We start from the raw sequence: 12,423 nt of genomic DNA, 5'->3' as shown, positions 1-12,423 counted from the left end.
GCACGGCTGCTGCCGAACATCGAACTCCACGCGCATCGCGGCTTCGCCTCGCGCCGCATCGGCTCATGACAACGAGAAGGAGACCCGATGTTCCACCAGCTACTCACCCCGATCGCCCATTCGCTCTTCGCGTCCTTCATCGTGGCCGCGCTGCCGATCATCCTCGTGCTCGTGCTGCTGGGCTGGGCGCGCCGCCCCGCGTGGCAGGCGTCGCTCGCGGGCCTGATTCTCGCGCTCGTCATCGCCGTGGCGGGCTGGCAGTTCCCGGTCGGGCTCGCGCTCGATTCCATCGCGGCCGGCGCCGTGTTCGCGCTGTGGCCGGTCATGTGGATCGTCTTCGCCGCGATCCTGCTCTACAACGTCGCGCAGCGCTCGGGGCGTTTCGAGGCGTTTCGCTTGTGGATGGTCGACAATCTTCCGAACGACCGGCGCATCGTGCTCGTCGTGATCGGCTTTTCGTTCGGCGCGCTGCTGGAAGGAATCTCGGGCTTCGGCACGCCGATCGCGATCACGAGTTCGCTCCTGATCCTGCTCGGCTTCCCGACGCTCGAAGCGCTCACCTTCACGCTGATCTTCAACACGGCGCCGGTCGCGTTCGGCGCGCTCGGCGTGCCGATCACCGTGCTCGGCGCGGTCACGCACCTGCCGACCGACGCCCTCGCGAAAATGGTCGGCCGCCAGTTGCCGCTCTTCGCGTTCTTCCTGCCGTTCTATGTGATCGGCATCTACGCGGGCTTTCGCAACATGATGCGCATCTGGCCGGTGCTGCTCGTCGCCGGCGGCGCGTTCGCGCTCACGCAGTTCGTGACGTCGAACTACATCAGCTATGCGCTCACCGACGTGCTCTCGTCGCTCGTCTCGCTGATTCTGACGATCGCGTTCCTGCGCGTGTGGAAGCCCGTCGCCGACGAGCGCTTCGCCGTGAACGTCGATCGCCTCGGCGATACGCGCGCGACGCTCTCGGGCGGCCACGGCTGGGTGCCGTGGATCGTGGTGTCGGTGGTCGTGATCGTGTGGACGGTGCTCAAGATTTTCATGATCGGCGATGTCAAGGTCGCCTGGCCCGGACTCGACAAGGCCGTCTACATCACGCTCTACAAGCAGCCGTACGGCGCGATCTGGGACTTCCAGCCGCTCGCGACGGGCACCGCGATTCTGGTGGCGTCGATCATCACGGCGCTGCTCGTCAAGCTGCCGGCGCGCGAGTACGGCGCGGCGATCGCGGATACCTGGGTGCAGACGCGCATCGCCATTCTGACGGTCGCGACGATCGTCGGCCTCGCGTATCTGATGAACTACTCGGGCATGAACTACACGCTGGGTCTGGGCGTGGCGTCGGTCGGGCCGTTCTTCCCGCTGGTTTCCGCGTTCCTCGGCTGGGTGGCGGTGTTTCTCTCCGGCAGCGACACGTCGGGCAACGCGCTCTTCGGCAATCTGCAGGTGGTCGCGGCGAACCAGTTGAACCTGAACCCGGTGCTGATGGCGGCGACCAACTCGTCGGGCGGCGTGATGGGCAAGATGATCTCGCCGCAAAACATCTCGACCGGCGTGGCGACGACCGAGCTCAAAGGCAAGGAAGGTGTGGTTTTCGTGCGCACGTTCAAGCATTCGATCCTGCTCACGATCGTGCTCGGCGTGCTCGTGTGGCTGCAGCAAAACGTGCTGACGTGGATGATCCCGCCGCACTGAACGTTCGGCGGCTTTCTCCCGCTTCTTGCGCTTTCGTTCGACAGGCGCGTTTTCGAGACGGGCGCGGTGCTAACATGCGCGGACTTTTGATGAGTATCGCGAAGTCCGCCCCGCCATGTCACCCGCCAATCTGCTTCAACTGCTCGTGCTCGCCGCCCTGTGGGGCGCGTCGTTTCTCTTCATCCGCGTTGGCGTCGCCGAGTTCGGCGTAGCACCGTTGATGGCGCTGCGCACGGGCATCGGCGCGGTGTTTCTGGTCGCGATGCTGCTGGCGCGCCGCCCGTTCGCCGCCACGGTTGCGACAGTGCGCACGCGCTGGCTTTCGCTGCTTGCCGTCGGCCTTCTCAACTCCGCCGCGCCTTTTTGTCTCTTCGCCTATGCCGAGCTGACGCTTTCGGCCGGCGCGACGTCCGTCATCAACGCGACGACGCCGCTCTTCGGCGCGCTCATCGCCTTTCTGTGGCTGCGCGATCGCCTGACGACGGCGCGCACCATCGGCATGGCGATCGGCTTCGCGGGCGTGCTCGTGCTGGTGTGGAACCAGATCGCGCCGGAGCACGGCGGCCACGATGCCGGACTGCCGGTGCAAGGCATGCTCGCGGCGGCGGCGGCGCTCGCGGCATCGTCGCTTTACGGCGTCGCGGGCAATTTCGCGAAGAAGTATCTGATGGACGTCGACGCGACGACGAACGCCGCCGGCAGCATGGTCGGCGCAACGCTCGCGCTCGCACCGATCGCATTCTTCACGTGGCCCGCCGCGCCGGTTTCGGCGCACGCGTGGGGCGCCGTGCTCGCGCTCGGCATCGGCTGCACGGGCGTCGCGTACTTCATCTATTTCCATCTGGTCGCGGACGCGGGTCCCGCCCGCGCGATGACCGTCACTTTCGTCATTCCGCTCTTCGGCATTTTGTGGGGCGCGCTCTTTCTCGGCGAGCACGTCTCGCTCGTGATGATCGCGGGCTGCGCGATCGTGCTCGCGGGCACCGCGCTCGCGACGGGCGTCGTGAAGCGCGTGCCGTTCGTCGGGCGGCGCAAGCTCGCGCAGTAAGCCGGATTGCTCGCCGCGACGGCGACGCGGCCGACCGATCCCACGCACTAGTCGCCGCGCACGGGGCCTCGGCCCGCCTTGATCGCGCCGCGCTTCACCTTGCCCTCCACGCGGCGCATCTGCGATGCGCGCGTCGGCTTCGTCGCGATGCGCTTGCGCCGCGTGACGGCGACGCTGCGAATGAGTTCGTCGAGCCGCGCGAGCGCCGCCGCGCGATTCATGTCCTGCGTGCGATGCTCCTGCGCCTTGATGACGATCACGCCCTCGCGCGTGACGCGGCTGTCGGCGAGCGCGAGCAAGCGTGCCTTGATGTGCTCCGGCAGCGACGACGCGCGGATGTCGAACCGCAGATGGATCGCACTCGACACCTTGTTGACGTTCTGACCGCCGGCGCCCTGCGCGCGCACGGCCGTCAGCTCGATTTCGTTCGGCGGCACGGCGAGGCTGTCGGTCATCGTCATCGGTCGGCTCCTTTTTGTCGTGAATTCATGCGAGACGACGCATTCTCGCCGCAAGTCCCGAATCGCGCCGCGTCGGCTCCCTGACGGCCTGAGCGAAGATCGCCGCCGAGCCGATCACTTCGACCTTGCGCTTCGCACGCGTGATCGCCGTGTACACCAGCTCGCGCGACAGCACGCGCACGAACGCGCCGGGCAACACGAGCGCCGCGTGCTCGAATTCCGAACCTTGCGACTTGTGGACCGTCAGCGCGAACGCGGTGTCGTGCGGCGGCAGCGCGGCGGGCGACACATAGCGCAGCGCGCCATCGGCCATGCGGAACGCGACGCGCAACGATCCGTCCACGCCAGGCAGCGCAATGCCGATATCGCCATTGAACAGTCCGAGCGCGTAGTCGTTGCGCGTGACGATCACCGGCCGCCCGGCGAACCACTGCGCACCAAGCGCCAGCGCGATGCCCGCCTGCTCGCGCACTTTCGCGGCGATGCGCGCGTTCACTTCATCGACGCCGCGCGGTCCCTTGCGCGTCGCGCACAGCACGCGGAAGCGATTGAGCGCGTCGAAGAGCGCGGCGTGATCGGCTTCTCCGCCGTCGAGCACGGCCGAAAGCGCGTCGGCATACGGCGCGAAACCCCTGGCGAGACGCGCGAGCGTGCGCTCGGACAGCGCCGCGTCGCCGTCGTCGAAGAGCACGGCGGCGCGCGCACCGGATGGATCGAGCGCCTCGAGCGCGGCGTGTTCGTCGCCGTTGCGGATCGCGATCGAAAGCCGGCCGATGTCCGAATCGAGCCCGAAGCGATAGTTCTTCTGCAACCAGACGACGCAATCCGTCAGCGCGCTTTCCCGTTCCCCGCCGCGTGCGCTCCAGTCTTCGGGCAGCGTATCGAAGAGTGCGCCGTAGCCTTCGGAGTCGTCGGCGGGCGCGGTGTCGAAGAGTCCGAGTTGCGCTTCGCTCTTTGGCGTCTTCTCATGCGGCAACGCCGTTTCGAGCCGCTTCGCATCGATCGAAAGCGCCGCCGCGATGCGCGCCCTGCCCGCCGCGCTGAACGACGGCTGCGCGCTCAGTTCCGCGAACACCGCGCCGGCTTCCACGGCCGATAGCTGATCCTTGTCGCCCAACATGACGAGGCGGCTCGCCGGCGCGACCGCTTCGAGCAGATGCGCCGCGAGCGCGACGTCGATCATCGAGGCTTCGTCGACGACGATCACGTCATACGGCAACGGATTGTCGCGATGATGCCGGAAGCGCCCGTCCGACTGCACGCCGAGCAGCCGCTGCAACGTGAACGAGGTGCGAGGCAGCCGCTTTGCGAGTTCCGGCGGGAGCTCGTCCGCGCGCTCGATGAGCGCTTCCTGCATGCGTTGCGCGGCTTTGCCGGTCGGCGCGGCGAGCGCGATGCGGACATCCGGATCGGCGTCGAGCAGGCACGCGAGCACGCCCACCACGGTCGTCGTCTTGCCTGTGCCCGGCCCGCCGCTCACGATCGTGAGCCGCCCCGCCAGCGCGACCAGCGCGGCGACGCGCTGCCAGTCGATGTCGCCGTCCTCGCGCGGACCGAAATAACGCGCGATGCGCCCGGCGTGCTGCGCGATGTCCTGCGGCGAGACCGGCACGCGCGCATCGCGCGAGCGTTCGACGAGCGCCTTGGCGAGCCGCCGCTCGTAGTCGAAGTAGCGCGCGAGATAGAGCCGCCCATCTTCGTCGATGACGAGCGGCAGCAGATCGGCGACGTCCCCGCGTGCGTCACTGCGCGCGAGGCACGCGACGCCGCTCGCGAGCAGCGCGTCACGCGCTTCGCCAAAGCGTGCGTCGTGACGCCGGGCGAGCGCGGCGAGCGACAGGCACACGTGGCCTTGCGCGGTCGCGCGGCTCATCGCGAGGGCGGCGCGCTCGGCCCACAGCACGCCGCGCTCGTCGGCGCCGAGCCGCGCCGCGAGCACGCTCAGACGCCGCGCGAAGCCTTCGGAGAGCGCCGCGCTTTCGTCGGCGAGCACGGGCACGGGACGCGCCGTTTCCATTGCATCGGGCGTGCTCATGCCGCGCCTCCCGACATCAGTCGATCGAGCGCTTCGACCAATTCCAGCGGCGGCCGGCCGCGATGCACGCCGCTCGCGGATTCGCCGTCGCGCCAGTCGGGGCGAACGCCGCGCACGAAGAGATAGAGATACCCGCCGATATGCGTGTCGTACGCATAGTCCGCGAGGCGCGCGCGCAAATATCGATGCAGCGCCACCACGTAGACGAGCGCCTGAAGATGATAGGCATGCTCGGCCATCGCGACGGCGAGCGGCGCGGCGGCGTAGTCGGGCGCGGTATCGCCCAGATGATTCGATTTCCAGTCGATGATCCAGTAGCGGCCTTCGTGCTCGACGATCATGTCGATGAATCCCTTGATGAACCCGCGCAGCGCGCCGCTTTCGAGCGCGACGTCGGGAAAACCGTGCGCGGCGAGCAGACGCCGCAACGCGGTGAAATCGAGCGACTGCGCCGGAAACAGGAACTCCAGCTCGTTCATGCGGCGCGTCATCGCGATGGTTTCGAGCCGCATCGCGGGCGCGATCTCGGCGGCGAGCGTATCGGCGAGCAAGCGCAGCATCATCGGCCGCAGACGCGGGGCGAGCGCTTCCGGCGCGGGCGTCGGATGCTCGTGCAGCGCGCGCTCGACGGCAGCGGGCCAGCCGGACGGCTCCGTGAAATCCGCAAGCTCGAACATGCGATGCAGGCACTCGCCCGCCGCCGCGCCGCGCGGGAACGCGAGAATGTCGTCGGCAGCGAGTGGCGATTCGTCGCGCGCGGATGCCGTGACTCGCGCGGCGTGGTCGTGTGCGGCGAGCGCGGCGAGTTCGTCGTGATCGGGACGGGCTTCGACGGGCTGCGCCTGATTCGCCTCGTCGCGCGCGCCGGCGGCGATCAGCGAGCTGAAACTCGCCATGCGCCAGCGATCGCGCAAGATGCGCTGGTTCGTGCGCGCGGCGATCTCATGCCGATTCGTGGCATCCGCGACGAGCGGCTCGCGTGTATCGATCACCGGCAGCGGCGCGACGCCGATCGCGCCGTCCGACCGCGCCGCAACCGCATGCCATGCAGCAACGATGTCCGCTTCCTCGGGCGGCGCGTCGCAGAAGGCATCGAAATCCTTCCCGCTTCCGGCGACGAGCCAGTTGAGCACGCTGCGGCGCGATTCCTTCGTCGACCGGTTCGACACGTAGAAACCCGCGACGAGATAACAGCGGAACACCGCGCGCGTCAACGCGACGTAGACGAGACGCGCGCGCTCGGCCGCCTGCTCGCGCGCGATCGCCGCGCTCACGTGGTCGTCCTCTTCGCCTTCGATGCCGTAATGAAGCACGGCTTCGCCCGCGTCGTCGTGATATTCGCGCGCGTCGGGCAAGCCCGATTTCGACGATTCGCGCGACGCGCCGTCGTTCAGAAACGGACAGAACACGACCGCATATTCCAGCCCCTTCGACTTGTGAACGGTCACGATCTGCACGAGATTGCGATCCGATTCCAGCCGCAATTGCGCTTCCTCGCCGCCGCCCTGCTGCTCGCGCTGCGCGGCAAGCCAGCGCAGCGTCGGCGCGATGCCGGGCTGCTCGGCCGAACGCGCCTGCAGCAACTCCGCCAGATGATTCACGTTCGTGAGCCTGCGTTCGCCGTCGGGCCGGGCGACGAGACGCGTCGCGATCGACAGCTCGCGCGCGAGCGTGCGCCACATCACCGCGAAACCGCGCTCGTGCCAGATCGTGCGATAACGCGAGAAGCGCTCGACCCAGCTCGTCGAATCGATCGGTTCGCCGTGCGGATCGGCGGCGTCCGCGTGCTCCAGCCGCCAGAGCGCGGCGGCGTCGAGGCCGAACCAGTCGGTGGCGAGCGCCGCGCGCAGCCGGCGCAGGTCGCCCGGCGTGTCGATGGCGGCGAGCACACGCTCGATCTGCTCCGCGTCGAGCGAGCCGAACACGGACGCCTGCGCAAGCTCGACGCTGCCGATGCCCCACGCCGCGAGCACGCGCTTCACGAGGCTGCCCTGCCGATGCGTCTGCACGAGCACGGCGATATCGCCCGCCGAAAGCGGCGCGCCGCCGATGGTCACTTCGCCGCGCTGCGCGCCGCGCAAGAGCCGCGCGATTTCGGCGGCGCAGGCTTCGGCGGCGTCGCGCTGCGCGGCCGTTTTCAGCAGCGCCGATTCGCCGTGCGGCAGCATCCACACGCAGAAATCGGCGATGTCGGCATAGGCCGCGGCGGGCGTGCCATCGACGAACGGCCCGCGTTTGCGCGTGCCCGCGCGCACCGGCTGATAGTCGAGCCCGTCGAGAATGAACGCCGCCGGATTCGCCTCGAACACGCGATTGCACGCCTCGATGATCTGCGGCGTCGAGCGCTGATTGACCGCGAGCGTATAACGCGCGCTCGCGCCGTCGCGCGCGGCGAGATACGTGTGCAGGTCGGCGGCGCGGAAGCTGTAGATCGCCTGCTTCGGATCGCCGACGAGAAAAAGCGGCCCGTGCGGCGCGAACACGCGGTTGAAGATCGCGTACTGCAGCGGATCGGTGTCCTGGAATTCGTCGATGAGCGCCGCCGGATAGCGCGCGCGCAACGCCTCGGCGAGCCACGCGTGCTTCACGAGCGCGTGATGCAGGTTCGACAGCAGATCGTCGAACGACACGACGCGGCGCGCGCGCTTTCTCGCGGCGAGTTCCGCGGGCGCGTGACCGAGCCACTCGCGTACGACTTCGAGCCACATCGCGCGCTGCGACGCTTCGGCAGCGGCGGCGGACGCGGCGAGCGCATCGGCCTGATCGAAGAAGGCGTGCGCGGGCGGCGTGTTCTTGACCTTCGTGCCCTTCGCGAGCGCGGTGGACGTGAGCTTGAGCGCGCGTTCGGGCGGCGGCGCGTGGCAATCGGCTTCGGCGAAATACGCACTCCACGCATCGATCGCCTCGCCGATGATCTTCGTGCTGTAGCTGTTGCCCTTCAGCGCGCTTTGCGCGTCGGCGAGCAGCTTGACGATCGTGTCGCGCTCGGCGTTCCACAACGCGCAGGCTTCGTCGAAGAGCGCTTGCACATCCGCCGCTTCGGCGGCTGCCGTATCGCCGAAGCGCAGCGCCGCGAGCGGCTTTTTCAGACGCCGGGCGAGCTGCGCATCGAGCGATGCCGGCCCCGCGCCCTTCGCGACGAGCCACGACGCGAACGACGGCGTGCGCGCCGCGACCGGCTCCACGCGCTCGCGCCAGAAGTCCGCCGCGAGTTCGAAGCGCAGCGCGCTGTCGTCGGCTTCCATGTCGAACGCGAACGGCATCGCGGCGGCGAACGGCGCTTCCTGCAGCGCGCGCTGGCAGAACGCGTGAATCGTGTGGATCGCGGCCTGATCGAACGTGGACACGGCGATGCGCAAGCGCTTCGCGGCCTCCTCGGCGTCGATCCCGGCGAGCGTCGTTTCGAACAATTGCTCGATGAACGGATCGCCGGCGGCATCGCCATTTTCGATCGCATGCGCAACGCCCGCGAGCCGCGAGCGGATGCGCTCGTGCAGCTCGGCGGTCGCGGCTTTCGTGAAGGTCACGACGAGAATCTGCTCGACCGACAGGCGTTTTTCGAGCAGCAGGCGCACGTACAGCGCGCAGATGTTCCAGGTCTTGCCCGTGCCGGCGGAAGCTTCGATCTGGTTCACGCCATCGAGCGCGCACGAGAAGACGTCGAGTTCCTGCACGGCGGTGTCGTCCACGGTTGGTGTCAGGTTCGTCATGCGCCGCTCCGCAGATGGTGTACGAGCGGCTCGAACACGATGCGTGCGAGCGCGGCGAAGGTATCGTCGAGCGCGAGGTCCGCGCCGCGAAACGCGATGCGAAACACGGGATCGTCGGATTCGGCGCGCGTGCGTTCGGACTCCCACGCGGCCTGCGCTTTCGAATCGCCCTCCGTCACCTTGAGCCACGCGCTCTTCGGAAAGAACCTGAGCGGCATGCGCCGTCCCGCGCGATAGAGCGACGCCAGTGCGGCCAGATGCGCGAGCGGATCGGCAACGGGCGTCAGCTCGAAATCCGCCGATTGCGCGCCGCGCCCGTGCCAGATGGTGCGGCGCGGGCCAGCGGGCAGCGCCGCGCAATACGCGAGATGCGCAAGCCATGCGGACAAATAGTCCCGCGCGCGCGGCGTGTCGTAGCGATAGATCACCTGGCCTTGCGGCGTCAGCGCGTTGAGCGTGCCGACGAGCGTCATCGGACGAACGTCGATGAGCGCGTCGTCATGAGCGCCGAAGAGCGCGATGCCCGCTGTGTCGGGCCAGCGCGGCACGAGATCGAGCGAGAACGGCAGACGTTCGACACCCGCGGACGTCGACGCGCGCACGCGTTCGGCCAGGTGCCCGAGCGCGTGAAGCTCGCGCGCCTGCCACACGCCGCCCGTCGCGCCGCCCGGCATTTCCGGACTCGCCCGCGCGACGCGTCTCGCGCGTTCGCGTGCGGCGCGCTCGCCGTCGTCGGCGGCTTCGAGCAGCGCGGGCAGCACGCGCGCGGCGAGCGCGTCGCGGCCCGCGAAGCCCAGTTCGAACGGCTCGGTTTCATCGAGTTCGGCTTCGGCATCGACGAGCGCAATACCGAGGCGGTCGCGCAACAGCGCCCGCGCGGGATGACGCCAGAAGCGCACGAAGTCGTCGAACGCGACGGTCTGAACGTCGTCCTCTTGCGGCAAAGGCGCGGAGAAAAACCGCACGACCGGCTCCGGCTTGCCCGACTCCAGTGCGCGAGCCAGTTCGGCGCGCTCGGGCTCATAAGTGAAGAGCCGGCCGTCCGCATGAAAATAGTCCGGCGCGTACGGCTGCAACGGATGCTCGAACACGAAACGCGCGCGCGCCTTTGCGAGTTCATCGGGCGCGGCATGCTTGCCCGCGACGGACTTCGCGAGATAGTCGAGCAACTCGTCGATGAGCGCGGCGGGCGGCAGCACCGCGTTGTCGCGGACACTGCGCCCCGTGTACGCGATCATCAGCCGGTCGCGCGCGGCGAGCATCAGATCGAGGAACAGGTTGCGCTCGTCGTCGCGGCGCTGGCGGTCGCCGAGCTTGCCGAAACGCGCCATCAGATCGAACTCGTCGGCGCGCGTGAGGCTCGGCAGCATGCCGTCGTCCATGCCGAGCAGACACACCACGCGATAAGGCAGCCCGCGCAGGCTCGTCAGCGACGAGAACGTGACGCCGCCCCACGGCACGCCGCCGCGCGCGGGATCGTCGAGCGTGTCGGTGAGCGCGGTGCGGATCACGGCCGCCGATACATCGGTCGCGCCCGCGCCTTCGTGCATCGCGACGACGAGCGAATCGACCGCGCGGCGCACGTCGCCGATGGCGTCGGTGAACGCGACGCCCGCATCGAAGAAACGCTCCAGCGCATCGAGCAGCAGATCGCCCCAGGCGCGCGCGGTACGCGGCGTGGCGATGCGTTCGGCGAACGCGTCGATATCGTCGACGAAGCGCGTCAGACGGCCGAGCAATTCGGCATCGGAACCGTTCGCGCCTTCGATCGGCAGCCACTCTCCGACAGGCGCGCCGCCGCCCGGCAGCGCGTAGCCGAGATAGAGACGCGTGAGCGCGTCGGCGAACGTGTGGCGCGCGGCGGGCACGTCGGCGGCGGTGACGTCGTCCGGCCGCAAACCGCGACGCGCGCCCGCCGCGGCAAGCCACGCCTGCGCCGTTTCGAGCGCGACGGCATCGATGCCGTAACGCGCCGCGATCGCATCCACGCGCAGCCATTCGACGAGTTCGGGCGCGCCGACACTGCGCTCGGTGAGCGCGAGCCAGTCGATGAGCGCGCGCGCAACGGGATTCGCCTGCGACGGCGGCAGGCCCGTGATGCGATACGGAATGCGCCGCCGCTCGTTGCTCGCGCCGGCGGGTGCGGTGCCGAAGATGCCGTCGATGAGCGGCCCCGCCACCGCGAGATCCGGAAACGCGACGAGCACGTCCGACGGTTCCAGCCCTTCGATCTCGTCGAACCAGTCGAGCAGGCGGTCGTGCAGCACCTCGAGCTGGCGCGACAGGCTGTGACACACATGCACTTCGATGCCGTTCTCGACGATCGCTTCGGGCTGCGGCCCGGCGTTCTCTTCATCGAGCGCGAGGATGCCGTTCTGCACGCGCGCGAGCCACGTGGGCGCGGGATTGTCCTCGAAGAGTTGCCGCTCGCTCGACGCCGCGCTTTCGGTCAGCTCGTGCAGCATGTGCAGTTGCGCCTGCGTCTGACGGCCCCATTCCGCGAGCAGCGGATGACCCACGTCCTGATGATCCGCTTCGCCCTTCAGTTCGAGTTGCTCGACGCGCGCCTCGCTCACGATGTCGTACCAGAACTCGCTGCAAGGATTTTGCGCATAAATCCGCACGTCGATCCAGCGCGAGAGTTCGCGCAACAGCGCGATATGCAGCGGCGGCATCGTCGGCAATGCGAACACGCTGATGCGGCGCGGCCACTGTGCGCGCATCACGGCATCGAGATCGAGGCCGGGCGCAGCGGCGAGAAAGCGGTACGCGGGCGGCGTCGGATTTTTATCGTCGTCTTTCGAAACGTGCGCGAGGTCTTCGAGCAACGCGCGCCAGAGCGCCGCCTGCCAGCGCTCGTCCTCGCGCTGGATATCGTTCGCGCCGGCAAGACGCGGGCCGCGCGCATCGGCCGTTTCGGCGCCGCCCGCGAGAATCGAGCCGCCCGCCTGCCAATGCGTGAGCCACTCGGGCCGGTACGTCAGATAGTGATCGAAGACCGTCGCGATGCGGCGCGCGAGTTCGTAGCGCATCGAATCGTCGGCGGCGTCGAGATAGGTCGAAAGCCGCGCCGAATCGCCGATCGACGGATCTTCGAACAGCCGATAGCAGCGCCACGCGAGCCGGTCCGGCGCAAACGGCGAATGCACGGGCACGGGCAGCACGCGCCCGATCTGCGCCCAGAGCCATTGCGCGAGATAGCAGAAATCGACATTCGCGCAGATGCCGAAGCGCTCGGCCATGTCGAGTTCGAGCCGCCGCCGCACGGCCGCGCTCGGCACGATGACGGCTTCGCGCGCGAAGGGGTCGCTCTCGCGCATCGCGAACGCGTCGAGGTCTTCGAAGAGCGCCGCGGCGAGCGTCTCGTGACGATTCGAATAAAAGAGTTCGAGCATGGAAACGGCGTGTTTTGCGGCCTGAAATGGCGGAATTTGAAAAGCTTTGTCAGTCCAGGCGCCAGCATAGCAAAGCGGGCGCGGC

The 12,423-nt window shown here is 68.5% G+C and carries 6 protein-coding genes; 2 read left to right on the top strand and 4 right to left on the bottom strand.

What is annotated here, in order from left to right; all coding sequences use genetic code 11:
* The first annotated feature begins 87 nt into the window (after positions 1-87).
* Together NOV72_RS24480 and NOV72_RS24475 are read left to right on the top strand one after the other, a co-directional pair.
* Positions 88-1,689 carry an L-lactate permease gene (locus tag NOV72_RS24480; protein ID WP_106857142.1) on the top strand — a complete coding sequence of 534 codons (1,602 nt, stop codon included), beginning with the start codon at positions 88-90 and terminating at the stop codon, positions 1,687-1,689.
* 115 nt (positions 1,690-1,804) lie between these two features.
* Positions 1,805-2,737 carry a DMT family transporter gene (locus NOV72_RS24475; protein ID WP_106857141.1) on the top strand — a complete coding sequence of 311 codons (933 nt, stop codon included), beginning with the start codon at positions 1,805-1,807 and terminating at the stop codon, positions 2,735-2,737.
* Between the two features lie 47 nt (positions 2,738-2,784).
* Here NOV72_RS24475 and arfB read toward each other — a convergent pair whose 3' ends face one another.
* From arfB to recC, 4 genes are read right to left on the bottom strand one after another with little or no spacing between them, the layout of a single operon-like run.
* Positions 2,785-3,198, bottom strand: coding sequence for an alternative ribosome rescue aminoacyl-tRNA hydrolase ArfB (arfB, locus tag NOV72_RS24470; protein ID WP_106857140.1), 414 nt, complete (start codon positions 3,196-3,198; stop codon positions 2,785-2,787).
* Between the two features lie 25 nt (positions 3,199-3,223).
* Positions 3,224-5,233: an AAA family ATPase gene (locus tag NOV72_RS24465; protein WP_106857139.1), complete on the bottom strand. Its 2,010-nt coding sequence runs from the start codon at positions 5,231-5,233 to the stop codon at positions 3,224-3,226.
* Entirely contained in the window at positions 5,230-8,943 is a 3,714-nt protein-coding gene (recB, locus tag NOV72_RS24460) for an exodeoxyribonuclease V subunit beta (protein WP_106857138.1), read from the bottom strand. Before recB ends, NOV72_RS24465 begins: the two co-directional genes overlap by 4 nt.
* Positions 8,940-12,338 carry an exodeoxyribonuclease V subunit gamma gene (gene recC / locus NOV72_RS24455; RefSeq protein WP_106857137.1) on the bottom strand — a complete coding sequence of 1,133 codons (3,399 nt, stop codon included), beginning with the start codon at positions 12,336-12,338 and terminating at the stop codon, positions 8,940-8,942. The genes recB and recC overlap by 4 nt, the downstream gene beginning before the upstream one ends.
* Positions 12,339-12,423: the final 85 nt, after the last annotated feature.

The sequence above is a fragment of the Caballeronia novacaledonica genome, assembly GCF_900258035.1.
Classification (GTDB): Bacteria; Pseudomonadota; Gammaproteobacteria; order Burkholderiales; family Burkholderiaceae; genus Caballeronia; species Caballeronia novacaledonica.
This window is presented reverse-complemented; position numbering and strand designations above follow the sequence as displayed.